At 70.4% G+C, this 18304-nt stretch carries 18 protein-coding genes; 10 read left to right on the forward strand and 8 right to left on the reverse strand.

Translation table 11 applies throughout. The annotated features are described in order from the left end of the window. Window positions 1-48 precede the first annotated feature (48 nt). Entirely contained in the window at window positions 49-600 is a 552-nt protein-coding gene (locus FEF34_RS01215) for a retropepsin-like aspartic protease (protein WP_138051466.1), read from the reverse strand. Between the two features lie 208 nt (window positions 601-808). Here FEF34_RS01215 and FEF34_RS01220 point away from each other — a divergent pair, with 208 nt between their 5' ends. Together FEF34_RS01220 and FEF34_RS01225 are read left to right on the forward strand one after the other, a co-directional pair. After that, window positions 809-1123, forward strand: coding sequence for a hypothetical protein (locus FEF34_RS01220; RefSeq protein WP_138051467.1), 315 nt, complete (start codon window positions 809-811; stop codon window positions 1121-1123). A gap of 103 nt (window positions 1124-1226) precedes the next feature. Continuing rightward, complete coding sequence (locus FEF34_RS01225; RefSeq protein WP_138051468.1) at window positions 1227-2372, forward strand: site-2 protease family protein; 1146 nt, start codon at window positions 1227-1229, stop codon at window positions 2370-2372. Window positions 2373-3107: 735 nt separating this feature from the next. Here the strand turns inward: FEF34_RS01225 and FEF34_RS43585 are convergent. Together FEF34_RS43585 and FEF34_RS01230 are read right to left on the reverse strand one after the other, a co-directional pair. After that, complete coding sequence (locus FEF34_RS43585; protein WP_267905169.1) at window positions 3108-3239, reverse strand: hypothetical protein; 132 nt, start codon at window positions 3237-3239, stop codon at window positions 3108-3110. A gap of 97 nt (window positions 3240-3336) precedes the next feature. Continuing rightward, window positions 3337-3612, reverse strand: coding sequence for a DUF3040 domain-containing protein (locus tag FEF34_RS01230; RefSeq protein ID WP_171052777.1), 276 nt, complete (start codon window positions 3610-3612; stop codon window positions 3337-3339). Window positions 3613-3834: 222 nt separating this feature from the next. Between FEF34_RS01230 and FEF34_RS01235 the strand changes: the two genes are divergently transcribed. Continuing rightward, window positions 3835-4638 carry an NAD-dependent epimerase/dehydratase family protein gene (locus tag FEF34_RS01235; RefSeq protein WP_138051470.1) on the forward strand — a complete coding sequence of 268 codons (804 nt, stop codon included), beginning with the start codon at window positions 3835-3837 and terminating at the stop codon, window positions 4636-4638. A gap of 587 nt (window positions 4639-5225) precedes the next feature. On the opposite strand, the gene FEF34_RS01240 is transcribed toward FEF34_RS01235, so the two are convergent. From FEF34_RS01240 to FEF34_RS01250, 3 genes are all read right to left on the reverse strand, one after another. After that, window positions 5226-5447 (reverse strand): helix-turn-helix domain-containing protein, encoded by a 222-nt coding sequence (locus tag FEF34_RS01240; protein ID WP_138051471.1) that lies wholly within the window; start codon window positions 5445-5447, stop codon window positions 5226-5228. Continuing rightward, window positions 5447-5938: a DUF2975 domain-containing protein gene (locus FEF34_RS01245; protein WP_138051472.1), complete on the reverse strand. Its 492-nt coding sequence runs from the start codon at window positions 5936-5938 to the stop codon at window positions 5447-5449. Before FEF34_RS01245 ends, FEF34_RS01240 begins: the two co-directional genes overlap by 1 nt. 349 nt (window positions 5939-6287) lie before the next feature. After that, window positions 6288-7640, reverse strand: coding sequence for an endonuclease domain-containing protein (locus FEF34_RS01250; protein WP_138051473.1), 1353 nt, complete (start codon window positions 7638-7640; stop codon window positions 6288-6290). Between the two features lie 380 nt (window positions 7641-8020). On the opposite strand from FEF34_RS01250, the gene FEF34_RS01255 reads away from it, so the two are divergent. The 3 genes from FEF34_RS01255 (at window position 8021) to FEF34_RS01265 (ending at window position 9570) form a co-directional block, all read left to right on the forward strand. Beyond that, window positions 8021-8383: a Tat pathway signal sequence domain protein gene (locus FEF34_RS01255; RefSeq protein WP_138051474.1), complete on the forward strand. Its 363-nt coding sequence runs from the start codon at window positions 8021-8023 to the stop codon at window positions 8381-8383. Next, a complete protein-coding gene (locus tag FEF34_RS01260; protein ID WP_138051475.1) occupies window positions 8380-8988 on the forward strand; it encodes a class F sortase in 609 nt (202 codons plus the stop codon). The genes FEF34_RS01255 and FEF34_RS01260 overlap by 4 nt, the downstream gene beginning before the upstream one ends. Window positions 8989-9078: 90 nt before the next feature. Further along, the gene (locus FEF34_RS01265; protein WP_138051476.1) at window positions 9079-9570 is read left to right on the forward strand and encodes an RNA polymerase sigma factor; all 492 of its coding nucleotides are present in this window, start codon (window positions 9079-9081) and stop codon (window positions 9568-9570) included. Between the two features lie 742 nt (window positions 9571-10312). On the opposite strand, the gene FEF34_RS01275 is transcribed toward FEF34_RS01265, so the two are convergent. Further along, complete coding sequence (locus tag FEF34_RS01275; RefSeq protein ID WP_138051478.1) at window positions 10313-11962, reverse strand: alkaline phosphatase D family protein; 1650 nt, start codon at window positions 11960-11962, stop codon at window positions 10313-10315. A 576-nt stretch (window positions 11963-12538) separates the two neighbouring features. Here FEF34_RS01275 and FEF34_RS01280 point away from each other — a divergent pair. Next, window positions 12539-12955, forward strand: coding sequence for a hypothetical protein (locus tag FEF34_RS01280; RefSeq protein WP_138051479.1), 417 nt, complete (start codon window positions 12539-12541; stop codon window positions 12953-12955). 918 nt (window positions 12956-13873) lie between these two features. Here the strand turns inward: FEF34_RS01280 and FEF34_RS01285 are convergent. Next, the gene (locus FEF34_RS01285) at window positions 13874-14164 is read right to left on the reverse strand and encodes a hypothetical protein (RefSeq protein WP_138051480.1); all 291 of its coding nucleotides are present in this window, start codon (window positions 14162-14164) and stop codon (window positions 13874-13876) included. A gap of 322 nt (window positions 14165-14486) precedes the next feature. On the opposite strand from FEF34_RS01285, the gene FEF34_RS01290 reads away from it, so the two are divergent. From FEF34_RS01290 to FEF34_RS01300, 3 genes are all read left to right on the forward strand, one after another. Beyond that, the gene (locus FEF34_RS01290; RefSeq protein WP_138051481.1) at window positions 14487-15695 is read left to right on the forward strand and encodes a cytochrome P450 family protein; all 1209 of its coding nucleotides are present in this window, start codon (window positions 14487-14489) and stop codon (window positions 15693-15695) included. After that, window positions 15692-16513, forward strand: a complete 822-nt coding sequence (locus FEF34_RS01295; protein WP_234042205.1) for a crotonase/enoyl-CoA hydratase family protein — start codon at window positions 15692-15694, stop codon at window positions 16511-16513. Before FEF34_RS01290 ends, FEF34_RS01295 begins: the two co-directional genes overlap by 4 nt. A 790-nt stretch (window positions 16514-17303) precedes the next feature. Further along, a complete protein-coding gene (locus FEF34_RS01300) occupies window positions 17304-18302 on the forward strand; it encodes a 3-oxoacyl-ACP synthase III family protein (protein WP_234042206.1) in 999 nt (332 codons plus the stop codon). The last annotated feature ends 2 nt before the right edge of the window (window positions 18303-18304 follow it).

Below are 18304 nucleotides of genomic sequence, written 5' to 3' on the forward strand. Positions count from 1 at the left end.
TCTCAGACGCGAGCGACCACAGGCCCTCCTCCGGCCGGAAGCGCTTCGTCACGGGGCGGGGATCTCGAGCACGCCCTCGTCGTAGTCGACGGTGATCGAACCGAAGTCGCTGAGCACATCCGAACCGAGCAGCCCCTGAATGCCGTCGCCTCCTCTCGGCGGCCCCAGGTCGATGACCGCGACCTCCGCCGGGTCGAGAACGATGCTTCCGAGTTCCCAGCGTTCCACCCGGGCGACCGGTACCTGTCCCGCGTCGAGGATCCCGCTCACCACGCGTTGTTCGCCCGTGCGCTCCAGACCGGCCCGGTCCGCCACGTCGTCGTCGACGACGCTTATGGAGGCGCCAGTGTCGAGAGCGAACAGGAACGGACCTGTGCCTTCGATGCTCACCGGGACGAACGCGAGCGTCCGGCCACCCTCCTCCGCGACCCTGAGCGGCACCTCGCGCGTCACTCCCGGCGAGCGCTGTGCCGCACCGCGGTCTCCGCGGTCCTCGTACACCAGGCAACCGATGAGCAGCAACGGAGCCAGAAGCGCCACGACGAATCGCAGCCTGCGCAGGGGCGTGGGCCCGGACGCTGCGGTCTCCCACATGTCCATGCGTTCGGAGTCCCCGCGCTACGGCCACGTAAACGGGCGCTCGGCTTTCATGTGCGTTCGCGAACGGACCGACCCCACGCTGGGGATCGGGCTCCGCCTCCGTATATCAGGCATCGGAGATGAACAGCTCAGTCCATGATCACAGTTGCGTTTCGTCCCGGATTCGTCGGGTAGTCGCCGAAGAAGTCCGAATGAGGAGGTGAGAGCGGTGATCGTGCTGGGATTCCTGCTGGCACTGACCGCCGGCGGGTTCGCGGCCATAGGGGTCGCGGAGAACTTCCAGGGTGGCTCGCAATACGCGGTGGAGATCTTCGGCAACCAGATCGCGACGCTCGGCCCGTCAGGGCTGTTCCTGTCCGGTGTGGCGCTGACACTGATCTTCTGCCTGGGGCTGGCGATGGCAGCTGCCGGACTCAAGCAGCGCAGGCGCGTACGGAGGGCTCTCTCCTCCACCGCTCCGACGGAACCGGAGGCGCCGCGGTCACAGCCGGCACACCGGCACCGCAGGCTCCTCGGCCACTGACCGGGCCGCGCAACGCCGAGAACCCGGTTCCGGGCAGGGACGCGCCCCCGCTCTCTCGCGGTGCGGAGCCGACGCACAAGACCGGGGCAGAGAGGTGGCTGGTGTGCGAGCGACACTCTCACTGGGGCAGGTGCGCGGTATTCGGGTGCGCGCGCACTGGAGCGTTCTCTTCGTCTTCGCTCTGATCCTGTTCGGGCTGGCGGAAGGCGGATTCCCGGAGGCCGGTCCGGGTCGCCCGACGTGGCAGTACTGGTTCGTCTCCGCTGTGACCTCGGTGGTCTTCCTGCTGTCACTTCTGGCGCATGAGATCAGCCATGCGCTGGTGGCTCGCCGCAACGGCGTCTGCGTCGACGACATCACCCTCTGGTTGCTCGGAGGACTCGCCCGGCTCAGGAGCGAGGCAGCCGGCCCAGGTGCCGAATTCCGCATCGCCGGCGTGGGACCTCTGGTCAGCCTCGCACTCGGCGCCGTGTTCGCCCTCACGGCCGGGCTGGCCGCCGAACTCCTCGGGGCAGGGCTCGTGGTGGAGGCGCTGGCCTGGCTGGCGGGGATCAACATCCTGCTGGCCCTCTTCAACGCCCTGCCCGCCGCGCCCCTCGACGGCGGACGGCTGCTGCGAGCTTTCGTGTGGTGGAAGACCGGAAATCGGCTGCGCGCCACTGCGGTGGCCACGGTCGCGGGACAATGCCTCGGGTGGGTGCTGGTCGGTATCGGCCTCTACCTCGTCGTCGCCGGGGCTGCGTTCAGCGGCATCTGGCTCGTCGTCATCGGCTGGTTCGTCATCGTCATGGCCACCATGGAAGGCAGCCAGGCGAGACTGCGTGAACAGCTGGGCGGAATCGCGGTGAGCGAGGCGATGACGCCCGGTCCGGAGACCGTCCCGGGGGCCGCCACCGTCAGCGACTTCCTCACCGACCCTCACTACCGCTTCCGCCACTCGGCCTTCCCCGTCGTCGACGACGGGGGTACCGCAATCGGCCTGATCACACTCAAACGCGCCGACGCGGTCCCGGTGGAGGAACGTCCGTCCACCTCCGTCGCACGCGTCTCGATGCCGCTCCAGGAAATACCGACACCCCACCCCCGTGACCCGCTGGCGCGGCTGGTCCCCGACCTGCAGGCAAGTCCCGCCCACCGTGCCCTCGTGCTGGAAGGCGGACGGCTGGTCGGCATCGTCACGACATCCGACATCAGCCGTGTCACCACCAGGCCGAACGCCTCGTCCCTCTGGCCGCGCAGGACCCTGTGACCAGGCCGTGCACCTCACGCACGAACGCCGCGCCCACTCGCGACTCCCATCGCAGGAGGCGTACGCCCCAGGGCCAATGCCCGATGCCTTGGTGATACGGCTTCCCGGCCACCGCACGTCGTGAGGCAACACGCCCACGGAGCCTGCACGGCTCGCCGTCGGACAGCAACCGCCTGCAACAGCCCTACGCTACGTCTCCCACCAGGCAACGACAGGGCCGGTCGGCGGAGCGAGTCCCCGCAGACGTCAGTACCCGTCGCGCACCCTCCCCTGCCCCTCGGGCCACCCCTGGGCCGGAATCCGCAATCCGCAATCCGAGCGAATCACATACGACCGGGTGCAAGTACCACTGGCCCATCGCACGGCAAAGGGCATCAGTGGGCTCCCGGTCTGCTGTTCCCTGCAGCACTTCGGCCGTATTGCGCTGTGCCACCGTGGCCCCCTCGCTTCTGCCCGCCGGCTTCAGGAAGAAGCCGCCAAGCACTCACCGTCGCAGATCCGTTCCGGGAGATGACTCCGACACGCTGCCGGATGCCACGGCTCGGATCCGATCCCCACCGGGGCGCCAACCGTGAACGGCACAGGTGCAGCAGAACGTGCATCACGGCCCACGCGTCTCGCGGCCTCGGCGGTCCGCCCCTGTGGCACGCTCCCCCGGCCCGTGCTGAGCTTGCTCCGAGACCGGTCGGGCCCCGGCCGACGAGCGAGCCCCTGATCACGGGATTGGGAGATGAGTCAACGGGGCCCGATCCCGACGTGGCAGATGCGGTGCTCGTCGGGGCGGCCGATGCCGAGGGGCAGGCAGCGCTGGCCCATCGGGCTGCGGAGGAAGCGAACCATCGTGGAGCAGGCCTGTTCGTCATACATGCGGCCGAGTGGCCCATGCCTGCGGCCGTGCAGCCCCCACTCGCCGTGCCCATGCAGACCGACTGCTTCGAGCGGGGCGGGGTGCGGAAGAGTACGCTCACCAGGCCGCGGCGCTCGTCGACGTTTCCACCCTGTCGACCGAAGGAGGCGACGGTGAGCGGGCGGCCGCGCACGCCATCAGGCCGACCGTTGGCAGGCTGACGAGTGCCAGGGCGAGCACGGACCAGTCCAAGTGCTTCCGCGGCCCAGGGTCGTCCGGGACATCGCCGCAGAATTGCTGGTTGAGCAGATCCATGCGCGCATCCAGGTCAGGGGCCTCTCGTGCGAGGCATCGCTCGATCTCGGTCAGCATGTCGTGCTCGTACGACTCCATGGGCATCGCCTCACGCGTCGGCGAGGCCCGACGGCGCCGGACTCGCAGGCCATGACTCTCCCGCGGTACTGCGGGTAGCCCGCAGGGCTTGGCCCATGCTGGAAACGCTCTCTGAGATCCCCGCCTCACTCCGGCGCTGCCTCACGCGTTCTTCACCGCGCCTTGCCGAGCAGATCAACAGGAGCGAAGATCGCGGGGTATCGAAACCAAAGGGGAGGCGCTGTGAGTTTGGGAACGGTGGCGGTAACGGGGGCGGCAGGCGCCATCGGCTCCGTGGCCCGGGAGGCGCTGCGAGGCGAGGCGGCGCGCCTGGTGCTGCTCGATCGCGCGCCGCTCCGTCAGGAGAGCGCGAACGAGGATGTGCGCACGGTGGATCTGCGGGACGCCGCCGCGGTGGAGGCGGCCCTCGCGGGAGCCGATCGGGTGCTGCACCTGGGCGGTCTCCCCGACGAGGCGCCCCTTGCCGCTCTACTCGAAACCAACGTGCTCGGCACGCACCACGTCCTTGAGGCCGCGCGGCGAACAGGAATCAAGCGGGTGGTGCTGGCCAGCAGCAATCGAGTGACCGGCTTCTACCCTGCCGAACACCTCACCGGTCCAAAGGAACCGGTACGTCCTGACGGTCTCTACGGGGTGAGCAAAGCCGCCGTCGAAGCGCTCGGGCGACTGTATGCCGACAAGTTCGGTCTGTCGGTCGTCTGCTTGCGCATCGGCAGCTTCGAACGTCAGCCCACCGAGCCCCGGCACCTCGCCACCTGGCTGAGCCCGCGCGACGCCGTCGGCTACATCCGGGCCGCCCTGTGCGAAACACCCTCCACCCGCTTCGCCACCGCGTACGCCGTCTCCGGCAACACCCGCCGATTCTGGGAACTCCCCGACCCGGCGGAACTGGCCTACACCCCCGTCGACAATGCCGAACTCCATGTCTCAGCCGTTCCCGCAGCGAACTCCCCGACCGACCCGACCGCGCCCCAGGCCGGCCCCTACGCCCTCGCCGAATACACCCTCAAACATCTCCGACCATGAGGTTCACATCCATCGCCGTGATGTGTGCCCGCAGCACCTTCTGCCGAGGAACGACGAGCAAGGCCCTGGCACCTGCCGCCCAGCGCCTCGGTGTCAGCGCAGGCCACCATGTCAGCGGCCCAGCTTCACCGGCAATCGATCCGGGTCGGAGGACAGCGGCTTTGTCGGCCGGTAGCGAGAGCGTTTGTCGTCCAGGAGTGAGGGCACCTTGCGGTACGGAAGACGATGTAGCCGAGTTTCAGCAACGCCCGGTTGCCTGAATCGCCTCGGATGTCGTGCATCCGCCGGCCCGGGTGGATGCGGAGCCCGGCGGTAGGCCACGCAGGTCGGGGTGCGCGTCACGAGCAAGGCAGACGGCGGCCCGACGCTGAGAGACGACGCCCACGTAGCAATCACGGGCATGGCAACCGCCGTCGGCCATCGCCCATCTCCTGGGCCTGGACGTCGCGACCGCCGAGGGCTACGCGGGCTGGCGGGCAAGAGGGTTGCTCCGGCCGCTTCCCTGAAAGTGGCTCAGGCTTCCAAGGCCGTCGGCCTGGTCACCCTCGGCGAGGGTGACGAGCAGATCACGCTGCATCGGACCCGGTTCATTCGCCTGCGGTGTCCTCGGGCTCCCAGCGCAACAGGTCACCCGGCTGGCACTCGAGCACCTCACAGAGCGCGGCGAGCGTCGCGAAGCGCACCGCCTTGGCGCGGCCGTTCTTGAGCACTGCCAGGTTGGCGGGCGTGATCCCGACGCGGACCGCGAGGTCTCCCACGGACATCTTCCTCCTGGCCAGCATCACGTCGATGTCGACGGCGATCGGCATCAGATCACCTCGTCCAACTCGGCCTGCATCTGCGCTGCTTCACCGTCGCGTGTGATGGCCTGGGCAAGCAGCATCCGCAGCACGAGCACGATGAGCGCGGCCCCCAGGATCCCCACGCCAACCCCACCCATGATGACGGTGACACCCGGGTCATCCCGCTGGCCCGGCGCGTTGATGGCTGTGACCGCGAACCACACGAGGGCAGCCGCCACGATCCCGCCGATCACGCCGTCCACGTAGCGGAACGCGGCATGGGAGAACACGGTTCCGCGTCGCACCATCGCCGCCAGTCGCCATACGCAGACCAGGACGGCCTGGACCGACACCAGGCCCAGGATCGTGATCACACGGAGTGGGGTCAGCGGGAGCGACCCGTCCTCCGGGTCGCTCCCGCCGACCAGGGCCCACACCATTCCTGCCTGCACGAACAAGGTGCCGACGAGCACCACCACGAGCACGGCGCGCAGCGCACCCACGGCCAGCTTTCCCATGACACACCCTTTCATCGACTCGCGATGGAAATCTATCGAATATCGATAGATAAAGCAAGGGCTGGGACGGAGGGCAGGGGCGGCGGTTTCGCACCAGGCGCAAGGCCGCCGTCTCCTTCCCATGGCATGGCGTGCACGCAAAGGTTTCCGATCTCCCCGAAGTCGGCCGCGCTTGGCCACAATGGGACGCCCGACCATGCCGAAGCCTTGGGATGCCGGTGGAGACAGCGCCCCGGGGACGCCGTTGATGGCGATCGACCGCTCTGCGGACGCCTCACCTCACTCCTGGTGCGACTACCTCTGGAACCTCTGGGAAATAAACGGCAATTCGCCTACACCAAGCGCCCTCTCAGAACAGCGCCAGGCCCTCACTGCTGGTGTCCGCAATGACCGGAGCGACCCGGGTGGGGAGGCCGTCCAGGCTGTCGGGCCCGGCCGCGGCGGCCACGGCAGGGGCTGCCTCCGTCAGCCAGATGCGGAATCGCTCGGCGGCTTCGCGGTAGGGGACCCTTGCCAGGACGCGGTGCTCGCCGGAGGGGCAGAAGTCGACGGCGACGGTGAGCAGGCAGGAACGGGGCGCGTTCTGGCTTCCGGTCCAGGACACGCGCAGCACACCGCAGGGTGTGCGCCCGCGGGAGCGGCGGGGGTCGCGGTGGGCCGGGCGCAGTGATTGGCAGGCTATGCGGGCGGTCCAGGCAGCGAGGTGCGGCAGCGGCAGGGTGGTGCGAGCGCGGCAGCCGGGGCAGCGGTGCCAGTGCTGGAGCCAGTCGGCCGTGTGGGTCTGGAAGAGGCGTGTGTAGTGGTCGGCCACGCGGATGTCGTTGCGGTACAGGTGGTCGGGGCGTTCTTGTGCGTTGCAGGAATGGCAGACGGGGGCGCGGACGTAGGCGTGTTCGTGGCAGTGGTCGAGTACGGCGGCGGGTGCGGTGCGGCAGACGGCGCAGGTCCACCCGGCCACCTTGCGGGAGATACCGGCTCTCCGGCTGAGTACCGAGTACAGCTGGCCTTGCAGTTCCCCGTTGTACGCGCGCGGTGGGCTGGTTGGGCCGTCGGGGCCCGTCGTCTGCCGGCCGCCAGCCGCCGGGACCTGCCCGGAACGGGAGGGCGGCCCGGCGGCGGCCGCACCCTCCCGTCGGGTGAGCGCGGCTTGCAGCCACCGCGTTTCGGCGTGCTCGGCGGCGTCCAGCAGCCTGACCACGGCGCGCGGCAGCCACCATGTCCGCGCCGTATCGTCACGGGTTTGCTCCACGAATACCCGCCGCCAGTCGACCCCCGCCAGATGGCATGACCGACCGCCTTCACGGCGTGCCCGCTCGGGATCGCCCAACTCCTGCAGCTCCCGGGTGACGCGCCGGCGCCAGCCCAGCGTCATCCCCTCCATGTGCTCTTGCTTCGGCGCGCCACGGAACGGACCGATGCGGACCAGGTCCCGGACGTCCATCTCCACCGCGTTCAGTTCCGCTGCCGCCCGGCGCACCTCCCTCTCCGGAACACCCCATGGACCGCCGCCACTCACCTTCTCCGTCGCCACCACACGGCCACCGAGCAGGACGTACCCCGCGTGGGCATCGGCAGGAAAGCAGGTCAACGCCGCAGACACCGTCGGCACGGCGCTGCCGGCCGTCGAGCCAGCCCACAGTGCATCCGCGGCATCCAAAGTGATCAGGCCGCCGCTGCGCCCCGGGATGACACGCTCTGACATACCGACAGGCTAACGGCAGCACCGACGTACCGACAGTCGTTGATCGACACGCTGCTGAGCAGAACGGCTACGTACCCGGCGAGCATCGCGCCGTCACCTCACGAGATCTGCCCGGCTCGACCACGGTCGGCTTCACCCGGGACCAAGGGCACCACGAACACGGTCCCGATCACCTCCACCCTGCGCGGCTCGACCTGTACGACGGTCTGACCGGCAGGCCGGCGGCGGGGGCACGCACCTCCGCCGGCCGGGACGAGCCCCGGCGGCTTTGCCGTCTCTTTACAACCTGCTTCGCCGCCGCCTCGTCTCTCCGCTCGATTCGTCACTGAGCCCGCCGCGTACCTGAAGCACCGGGCGAACCGAAGAAGGAGAGCGATTCGATGCGCCGAACAGTCCTCAGCGCCCTTGCACTTGTCTGCACCGCCGTGCCGGCGAGCACCGCGCCCGCGTTCGCGGACGGGCCGTCGCCCAGCCCGACCGCCACGGTCGCCCCGACTCCGAGCGCCGAACCGACCCGGGCGCCGACGCCCGTCCCCTCAACTCCCGGCACCGAGGCGCCCCAGGAGCCGGCCCCGGGCCAGGTCTCCGTGATTCCGAGCGGCGCGCCCGACACCGGAGTGACGGCGGTGCCTTCGGACTCCGGGGTCCAGGGCAAGCTGATCGGCGGGGGCGCAGCCGCAGTGCTCATCGCGGGCGGCGCGGCGTTCCACGTCGTACGGCGCCGGCGGGCGACCGGGGCATGACCCCGCTTCCCAGGCGCGCGTTCACCACCGCGGCACTGGGCTTGCTGCTCGTGGGATGCCGCGGTCACGGGGGTGGTGCGGACGCGACCGCAGGCCCGAGCGGTGCGCGACGGCATCGGCCCTCCGTGAAGTCGGTCCAGCCCCTGCGGCGTTCGGTGCCGGTCGGGCTGCACATCCCGGCCATCGACGTGGACACCCCGGTCGTACGGCTGGGCCTGGACCCGGACGGCAGCGTGCAGGTGCCCCCGATCGCGGCGCACGACCGGGCGGGCTGGTACCAGCACTCGCCGACGCCGGGTCAGAACGGTCCCTCGGTGATCCTCGGCCATGTCACGGTCGGTGCGTACGGGGACGGCGTCTTCCGCCACCTGTCCCGCCTGCACCGGGGCGACCGGATCGAGGTGCGTCTGGAGAACCGCACGGAGGCGGTGTTCGCCGTCAGCGCCGTACGGACGGTCGCCAAGGCGGACTTCCCGGCGGACGACGTCTACGGGGACGTGAACCGCCCGGAGTTGCGGCTGATCACGTGTGGCGGACCCCGTACCGGCGACGAGTACCGCGACAACGTGATCGTCTTCGCCGAGCTGAGTGCCACTACCACCTGACCCGCCAGCAGAACGGATCCCGGGCCCGAGGAACGTGCACCGACGGCCCGGCATCCTCTCCTCCGACAGCCCCCACGACCATGGAGAACGTTGAAACGGTCCCGCGACAAGGCAGCGTCCGAGCTGTTCGCCGCCCTCTACCCGCGCCTCGCGGGCTGGTGCCGCCGGCTCGTCGACGACGACGAGACGGCCCACGAGATCGCCTCGGAGGCGTTCACCCGGCTATGGGCGCGCTGGACGAAGGTCGAGGAACCCCGCGGCTTCCTCTACGTCACCGCGGCCAACCTCGTTCGAGACCACTGGCGCAAGCTGGAGCGCGAGCGCAAGGCCATGCGTCGCGTGACGTCGGAGGTCGCCGTCCGCCCCCACCCCGAACAGGCCGACCCGTCGGTGCGCCTGCTGGTGCAGTCGCTGCCGGAACGACTCCGCGTCCCGATCCTCCTCCACTACTACGCTGACATGTCGATCCGGGAGGTGTCCGCGCTGACCGAACGCAAGGAAGGAACCGTCAAGGCCGACCTCCATGCGGCCCGCGAACTGCTCCGTGTCCATCTGAGGAGAAGCCTTGACCACACGCTTTGACGACGGCCCGGGTCTCGGCCCCGACGACCCCCTCTCGGTGATCCTCCGGCCCACCCCCCAGGACCTCGGTCCGCCCCCCGGACGCTACGAGACGATCCGCCGCGCCGCGACCCGCCGGCGCGCGCTCCGCGCGGCGGTCGGCGTCGGCCTGGCCTCCGCCGTCGCCGCGCTCATGGCCCTGCCGCTCCACCTGACGGCACCCGGCACACCCCCCTCCCCGACGGTCCCGCTGGCCCCGCCGCCCGCGAGCAGCCCGACGCCGCCCGCGTCCCCGCACCCGTCCCCGCACCCGTCCCCGCACCCGTCCCCGCACCCGTCCGTATCGGCGGCCCCGTGGACCGACGGGTCCCGTGGTCCGAGCGGCTCGACGGTCCGCCCCACCCGCGAACCTGCGGCGGAACCGACTCCGTCGCGGCGACCCACATCGCCACCGTCATCGAACTGGCCGCGAATCGAGCCGTCGGCGAGCCGGTGAGCTGTCCGGGGAAGATCAGCCGTCCGACTCGGGTGCCGTGATGAGTGACGGCCTCCTGGAGGTAAGCCAGGACAGCACCCCCGCCCGGCGGGCGTTCCAGTGCACGAAGCCGAAGCCCCTTCTGCATCCCCGGCACCTGTAGGCCGCACGAGCGCCTTGTACCCCGGCTCCGGTACGTGCGGCCGCTCCAGCGGCAGCGGGGCGCCGCCGGACGACCGAGCGCGTCGCTACTTCCGACAGCCCGCCCATCGGGCCGCGCCCTCGCCCTCAGCGCACCGGCTGGCTCACTCGCTCGACCCGCTGGGTTCCGCTGCGGGTCCGATAGGAGCGGACCCAGCGGGCCGTCGCGTCGGCCTTCGTCCGGTCGGACAGGACGTAGTAGTCCATCTGCGACCGTTCGGCGGTCACGTCGAGGACGCCGTAGCCGTGGTGGTCCAAGTCGACCCACTTCACATGGCGGTTCGCGACCTTGACCGCGGTGGCCGCGACCAGCGAGACGGTGCCGGGGGCGACGTGCAGGATGTCGTCCAGGTTCTCGGTGGTCACCGACGCCACCACGAACTCGGTGGCCGCCGACCGCGACAGCGGGTACGTCGCGGCCTTCACCGGCACGTCGTTGGCCCATGCCGTGTGGATGTCGCCGGTGAGGAAGACGGTGTTCTCGATCCCCCGGTCCGTCAGGTGCTTCAGCAGCTCCTTCCGGTCGTCCGTGTAGCCGTCCCACTGGTCCACGTTGACCGCGAGGCCCTCCTTGGGCAGGCCGAGCAGTTCGGCGATCGGCCCCAGCAGATGGGCGGGCAGCGCGCCGAAGGCGAGTGGTGAGATCATCACCGAGGTGCCGACGAGCTTCCAGGTGGCGTCCGAGGACGCCAGGCCGGACTTGAGCCAGTCCAGCTGGGCGCGGCCGGTGATCGTGCGCTCCGGGTCGTCGACCTTGCCGCTGCCCACGGACGCCTGCTCGGAGCGGAACGAGCGGAGGTCCAGCAGATGCAGGTCGGCCAGCTTGCCGAAGCGCAGCCGGCGGTAGACGGTGCCCTCGGTGGAGGTGCGCACGGGCATCCACTCGAAGTAGGCCCGCTTGGCCGCCGCGGCGCGGGCCGCGTAGTCGCCCTCGGTGCCGGGCGTGTGGTTTTCCGCGCCGCCCGCCCAGGCATTGTTGGCGATCTCGTGGTCGTCCCAGATCGCGACGAGCGGATGGGCGGCGTGCAGTGCCTGGAGGTCGGCGTCGGTCTTGTACGTGCCGTGCCGGATACGGTAGTCGGCGAGGGTCGTGATCTCGTGCGCGGGCTCGTGCCGGCGCACGACGTACTCGTCGGCCGGGAGGTGTCCGGTGCCGTACTCGTAGATGTAGTCGCCGAGGTGCAGGATCGCGTCCAGGTCGGCGCGGGCCGCGAGATGGCGGTACGCCGCGAAGTATCCGGACTCCCAGTTGGCGCAGGAGACCACGCCGAAGCGCACCCCGGGCGCGGCGGCGTCGGCGGCGGGCGCGGTCCTGGTGCGGCCGGTGGCGGAGACGGTGCCGCCGGAGGCGAAGCGGAAGAAGTAGGCGGTGGCCGGGGAGAGCCCTCTGACGTCGACCTTGACGGTGTGGTCGGTGGCCGCGGTGGCGTTGGTCCGGCCGCCGGCGACGACCCTGGTGAAGCCCCTGTCCTCGGCGATCTCCCAACTCACTTCGGTGTCGGGGCCCTTGCCGGAACCGGGCAGGGCGTCGGGGGCCGGGGTGACCCGGGTCCACAACAGCACGCCGTCGGGGAGCGGATCCCCGGAGGCGACCCCGTGCACGAAAGCGGGGCCCCGCTCGTGGGCCGACGCGGACGAGGACTCGGTGCCGGCCATAACGGATCCGGCGACAGCGGTGGCGGCAGCGGCCTTGACGACCGTGCGCCGGCTCGTGGTTGTGCGGACTCTGCTAGTCACGTCGGATCAGGTTACTGACGGGTCTCACGAACGGGCAGTCGTATTCAGGCCGCCGCCCGCGTGCGCGCCGCCTCAAGTCGCGACCGACTGCTCCGGACCTCACGGGCACGGTCGAGAGGGCCGGACTCCCCCCGCGTGCGGCGGTGGTGGGCGGGCAGGGGCCCACGACGAACCGTCGCGCAGTACCCGGCACAGGACAGCCCACCGGCCTGAACGTCCCCCGCGGGGTCAGCGCTGGGCGCCGACCGCAGGGACACGGGTCGGCAGCCCAGAGGTCCCCGCCCCCACCGCCGACCGTGAGCAAACGGCGGAACCTGCTGAAGCCCGTCCTGGCAGCCCGGCGTGGCCCGCATGCACACCCGCCCTTCACCGGCCGGGCGACTCGCCGCCGTACCGGAGACCCGCTTTCGCCTGCCTGGATACCACCCCCGTCCGCCGCCAGGCGGGCGCCGGATCCCCCTTTCCGCCATGTACACGACCCAACTCGCCGCGTCTGCAAAGAAGTTGACAGGCAATCCAGGACGACGCTTTGATCTGGCACTCATGACGACCCGACACCTACAGGGGGAACGCCCGATGAAGCGCAGGATGGTAGCAAAGGCCGGTATGGCTCTCGCGGCGAGCGTCATCATCATCGGGGGCATGGCGGGCTCGGCCTCCGCAAGCGGAAGCAATGTCACCATCTCCCGGACCTGGGGCACGGCGACCTTCAAGACCTACGGCGACGAGCTGTGGGTGAAGGACCTGTCCGCGGACGGCTACTCCGTGCGGGCCAAGATCCAGCGCTGGCAGAAGGTCAACATCGACGCGTGGAGCTGGGTGGATCACCGGACCGGCTGCTACGACACGACCTCCAAGAGCGACACGACCGACGGCTACTCGTTCTGCAACTACGACCTGATCGAGAACGACCCGGTCCGGGTCTGCATCGTCCGCTCGAAGGACGGCGTCCGCTACGGCGACTGGGTCTGCAGCGCCCAGACGAAGGCCTGATTCCTGCCGCCCGTCGCGCCCCGCCCACCACTTGCCGCGGGCGCGGGCGCGCTGGACGCGCCGTATCACCGTCCGCGGCGGAAGACAAGACGGCGTTTCCGCTCTCAAGCACCCGCGACGGGCACGGCGGGTGCCGCGTAGCCGAATGCTGCGGCAAAGGGCTGTGCCGCAATCCCCGGGAAACCGGCGCGCGGCGTCGGATGCGGTGCATCGCAAGGCGGAGAGTCGTCCTCGTACTGGGTGCATTCGGATGATCCGACAACGCGGCGAGGCGCCGTAGCCGTCGTCACGCGCCCGCCGGGGATTGCGGTACAGCCCAGCTCCTCGGCCAGTACGTCGCCGGGCAGCGCAGCCTGCAGCGGCTTCTCCCCGGCGGTGCGCACTCCGTCGCGACCGCTCGGTGTGGTCGCCCGCCTCCACGAACACCACCGGCACCGTCCTCCGGCACCGTCAGGACGGCGTCCGCGCGCAGGCTCCCCGCCCCGGGCGGTGAACGTGCCCACCACCGGCACCGCCGCCTAGTGCCGCGCAGGCGAGGTTTGCCCGTCAAGGAGCGGCGTCCGGTGCACGGGGCCTCCCCCGGCCCTCGGGGCCGAGGGGGTGGGGCCTCCCCCGGCCCTCCGGCCGAGGGAGTGGGGCCTCCCCAGGCCCTCCCGGGCCGAGGGGAAGATCGCAAGGCCCCGGATCGACCTCGTAGTGGACCTACTCGGTTGATCCGGCAACGCCGCGAGTCGCCGTGCCGGGCCCCGCGACGGGGCGAACGTCGCCTGACGCGGCACCAGGTCTCCCGCCCGCGCAAGTGCTCCGGCCCGGGCGGACGGGTCGGGAGTTCCCGGCGCCGGGACGGGACCGCCGCGCGGTGGGCGACGGGCCCGTCGGCAACGGCGGCGACTCGCCGGACGGCGTGAACCGTGTCGGTCACCGCCGGCGCATGCGCGGCGCCGGCCCGAGCAGCCTCCCGCGCCGTCCCACCCATCTCCCCCACCGCGCCGCCCAGCCCGCTCGCGCCGCCAGGCCCGCGGTGCTGAGATTCCAGCGGTGGAGCGACACCGGCCGGCCACCCGCACCCGTGCGCGAGGTCTTCCCCACCGGCTCGACCAGCCCGGCATGCCCCAGGTCCTTGCGCGCACCGCGGACCGTCCGCAGATCCGCCGCACCCGGCAGCACCGTCGACCTGAGCTGCTCGACCGTCGCGGCTGTCCACCACACCCGAGGCCAACGGAACCAGCGCCCGTGCAAGGCCCGTCGACCGGTCACTGTGCACGTCCGCCGAGTACGAGACCTGCGTCTACGAGAGGTAGCAGCCCCCAACAGGTGGAGACAGCCGACGGCGAGCACACGGACCATGCCCGCCCCACTCGTCGTGGCTGGGAGCGGCCTTTCCGGGTCGCGCGCGTCGGAGTGCGCCGGGCTCGCACATGTTCCACCCGGGCGGGACGGGATGCGCCAGGAGGGACCGTGCCCGTCCGTATCCCCTGGTGACGGCCTTCGTTGGTGTGGTGCCCGTCGATAGCACCGAGCTGGAGGAGCCGTGCCCGCTGAAGCCGTCCCCCGTCCGCCTTCCGACCTCCTGGCGAGCCGCATGCGTGATCCCTACCCGTACTTCGCCTGGCTGCGGCGCCACGCCCCCGCCTACGTGGAGCGGCGCCCCGGCCGGCCCGCGGTGTGGCAGGTCTCCCGGTACCAGGACGTACGCTCCCTGCTGGCCGACCCCCGGCTCAGCAAGCACCCGGGGAGGGTGCCGGGATACGTGCCGGGGCCGGCCGGGCTCAACCGACACCTGGTCCACTCCGACCCCCCGGCCCACACCCGGCTGCGGACCCTGGTCAGCACCGCGTTCCTGCCCCGCCGGATCGCCCTGCTGGAACCCTTCATCGCAGGGGTGGCGCACCGCCTCCTGGACCGGGTCGAACACCAAGCGCACGTCGACCTGATCGCGGACTTCGCGGCGCCGCTGACGTTCCGGTTGATCTGCGCGATCCTCGGCGTCCCCGAGCACCTGGACGCGGCGTCGACCCGGAACACGCTCATGGCCACCATCGCCCCCCGTACGTCCGCGGATCCGGAACGTGCCGAGCGCGATCTGCACGCGCTGCTGGACGTCCTCATCGCCGGCAAGCGGTCCGGGGACGAGCCCGGCGGCGTGGACCTGCTGGGTGCCCTGGTTCGGGCCGGTGACGAGAGCGGGGTCATGAACGAGGAGGAGTTGCGCTCCACCGCCTACCTGCTGCTGCTGGTGGGGCACGACACCACCATGAACCTGATCGGCAACGGCATGCTCGCCCTCCTGTGCCATCGCGCCGAGGCCGAGCGCCTTGCCGCGCGGGGTGCTGCTTCGGCGCTTCTCACCACGGCGGTCGAGGAACTCCTGCGCTACGACTCCCCCGTGCGGGATGCCACGTTCAGATGTGCTGCCGAGCCGATCTCCCTGCACGGCCGGACAATCCGCAAGGGAGACATCGTCAGCCTTCTGATCGGGTCCGCCAACCGCGACGGTCAACGCTTCACCGATCCGGACCGCCTCGACCTGGGCCGGACGCCCAACAACCACCTGGCCTTCGGCTACGGGCCCCACTTCTGTGTCGGCGCCGCCCTTGCCCGCCTCGAAGGCGCCGTCGCCTTCCCCCTGCTCCTCGAGCGCCTCGGCGGTGCGCAGCTGGCCAAACCGGCCGGCGAACTGCCCTGGCGCCCGGCCCGCGTCATGCGCGGTCTCGAGGCGCTCCCCCTCGTCCGGCGATGAAACGGTCCGCCGACCTCCCCACCCCCTTCTTGGAGGACATGATGAGCACCGCCGCCCCTGAGCCAGTAGTACTGACTGCCCGACGCGAAGGCACCCTGGTCATCACCCTCAACCGGCCCGGCAGCCGCAACGCCGTCGACCAGGCCCTGGCCGGCGCCGTCGACACCGCGCTCACCCTCCTGGAGAACGACCCTGCGCTCGAGGTCGGCATCCTCACAGGCGCCGGCGGCCACTTCTGCTCCGGCATGGACCTCAAGGCCTTTCCCGAGGAGGGAGTGCCGAGGATCGCCGACCGCGGACTTGCCGGGCTCACCCGCGCCCACCGGTCGAAACCGGTCATCGCCGCCGTCGAAGGCGCGGCCGTCGCCGGCGGTTTCGAACTCGCCCTCGCCTGCGACCTGATCACCGCCGCCGACACCGCCTTCTTCGCGCTGCCTGAAGTCGCCCGAGGCCTCATCGCCTCCGAAGGCGGAGCCATCCGCCTCCCCTCCCGGCTCCCCCATCACCGGGCCATGGAAATGCTCCTGACCGCATCACGGCTGCCCGCCGCGGACGGCTTCCGGTACGGACTCGTCAACCGGCTCACCGGCGAGGGCGAAGCCCTCGACGCCGCGATCGCCCTGGCCGAGCGCGTTCGCGCCAACTGCCCGCAAGCGGTCCGGATCACCCGGCAGGTCGTCACGGACACCCAAGGCCTCGACGACCGCACGGCGTTCACCGTCCAGGACCCGCTCACCGCACCCGTCTTCCACACGAGTTCGGCAGCCGAGGGGGCCCTGGCATTCTGCGAGAAGCGGCCCCCGGCCTGGACACCCTGACCACCCGGCCGAGCCCGGGGGCGTCGAAACCCCTCCCCGATCGGACACCGACCGGGGAGGAGCCGCCTCATCCACCCGGCGCCCCTCCGCTGAACACCCAGCCCGCAGAGAGCGCACGCCGCCTCTCCAGCGCGGCAGACGGTGCCGGTCGCAGAAGCCATGTCGAGCGCGATCCTCAACCCGTTCCGCCGGGCGGGGTCGGCCTGGTCGTCGTGGTCGGCCCTGCGGGCCCCCGACCTCGTTGTGTCGAAATCCAGCCAGACTCGTGGGCCGATTGTGAACAATCGGCCCACGATGCCGTTCTTCCCGCGCCGTGACCCGGCGGGAACGACGGGACGGTAATTCCGCTGCGGACCGTTCGGGCAACGGCCCGCAACACCCTCACGAGAAGTTTCCGCATTCAACGGAATCACTCGTTCCGAATATGCACCGTCATCGTGCCGTCATAAGCAGCCGCCGATTTCCCGCCATCACGCACAGCGACCCCGCGCCGACGACGAGTGGTGATCGTCACAGGTCCGCAGCGTGAGACCGCCCGGATCGGTGCGATAGCGTCGACGTGCAGCGCACCGAGGTCCGGGGTTTCCTGTCACCGGACCACGTCCCGCCGGCGGTGAAACCAGAATTTTTCGATGGCTTCACCACACGAGAACATGACGCGGACAAGAATTTCCTGACGTCTGTTCATTATTCAGCGCGACGACGCGCCGCGTGAACGAGAAACCACCGGGAGAGTTTTGTGTACAACAGTCGCTTAGAGTCCATCGGGGCATATCTGCCATCGGCTTCCATGAGCACTCCGGAACTCCTCACCCGCATGGAGAAAGCGCCTGAGTTCGACCTTCTGAAAATTACCGGAATGGCCGAGCGCCGGGTCGCGGACGATACCGCCGACACCCCCGAGGACTGCCTCACCATGGCCGTCTCGGCGGCCCGCGCGTGCCTCGGCCGCTCGCGCTACGCCGCCGACGAGATCGACATCGTGATCTCCTGCTCCATCAGCCGTACGACGGACGGCCGACGCCACCAGTTCGAGCCTTCCTTCGCCCGCCGCATCGCCGCGGAACTCGGCGCGGACAGGGCGATCCACTTCGATGTGTCCAACGCCTGCGCAGGCATGATGACCGGCGTCTATCTGCTGGACCGGATGATCCGCTCGGGTGAGGTGCGCAGCGGTCTGGTGCTCAGCGGAGAGCACATCACCCCGATCGCCTTCACCGCCGCGCGCGAGATGGAGGACAGCCGGGACCCTCAGTTCGCGTCACTCTCCGTCGGTGACTCCGCCGTCGCCGTCCTCGTCGACCGCGCCACCGACGACGCCGACGTCATCCACGACATCGAGCTGATGACCTGCTCGGAGTACTCGCACCTGTGCCTGGGCATGCCGAGCGACGACACCGGCGACCTGGCCATGTACACCAACAACAAGGAGATGCACGCCAAGGACCGTCTCTCGCTGTGGCCGGCCTTCCACCGGGACCGACTCGCCGACGACGGCCGCCGGTTCGCCGGCGAGGGGTACGACTTCGTGATCCAGCACCAGGTCGGCAGCCGCTTCATCGACTTCATGAACCACGTGGGCGAGAGCATGTTCGGGACACCGATGCCCGAGTCGCTCTCGGTCGTCGAGAGGTTCGCCAACACCGCGACCACATCCCACTATCTGGCCCTGCACCAGGCACTCATGGAACGCCGCATACCCAGGGGCTCGAAGGTCCTCATGGTGCCCGCCGCCTCCGGCGTGGTGACCGGGTTCCTGTCCGCGACCGTCTCCTCCCTGGAGGTATGACC

It is taken from the genome of Streptomyces marianii, assembly GCF_005795905.1.
Lineage (GTDB): Bacteria > Actinomycetota > Actinomycetes > Streptomycetales > Streptomycetaceae > Streptomyces > Streptomyces marianii.

Coding starts and splice junctions, on each gene's coding strand:
- FEF34_RS01300 (WP_234042206.1), top strand. CDS start 17,304: ATGAGCACTCCGGAACTCCTCACCCGCATGGAGAAAGCGCCTGAGTTC.
- FEF34_RS01215 (WP_138051466.1), bottom strand. CDS start 600: ATGGACATGTGGGAGACCGCAGCGTCCGGGCCCACGCCCCTGCGCAGG.
- FEF34_RS01255 (WP_138051474.1), top strand. CDS start 8,021: ATGCGCCGAACAGTCCTCAGCGCCCTTGCACTTGTCTGCACCGCCGTG.
- FEF34_RS01250 (WP_138051473.1), bottom strand. CDS start 7,640: ATGTCAGAGCGTGTCATCCCGGGGCGCAGCGGCGGCCTGATCACTTTG.
- FEF34_RS01245 (WP_138051472.1), bottom strand. CDS start 5,938: ATGGGAAAGCTGGCCGTGGGTGCGCTGCGCGCCGTGCTCGTGGTGGTG.
- FEF34_RS01280 (WP_138051479.1), top strand. CDS start 12,539: ATGAAGCGCAGGATGGTAGCAAAGGCCGGTATGGCTCTCGCGGCGAGC.
- FEF34_RS43585 (WP_267905169.1), bottom strand. CDS start 3,239: ATGTATGACGAACAGGCCTGCTCCACGATGGTTCGCTTCCTCCGCAGC.
- FEF34_RS01295 (WP_234042205.1), top strand. CDS start 15,692: ATGAAACGGTCCGCCGACCTCCCCACCCCCTTCTTGGAGGACATGATG.
- FEF34_RS01230 (WP_171052777.1), bottom strand. CDS start 3,612: ATGGAGTCGTACGAGCACGACATGCTGACCGAGATCGAGCGATGCCTC.
- FEF34_RS01260 (WP_138051475.1), top strand. CDS start 8,380: ATGACCCCGCTTCCCAGGCGCGCGTTCACCACCGCGGCACTGGGCTTG.
- FEF34_RS01240 (WP_138051471.1), bottom strand. CDS start 5,447: ATGCCGATCGCCGTCGACATCGACGTGATGCTGGCCAGGAGGAAGATG.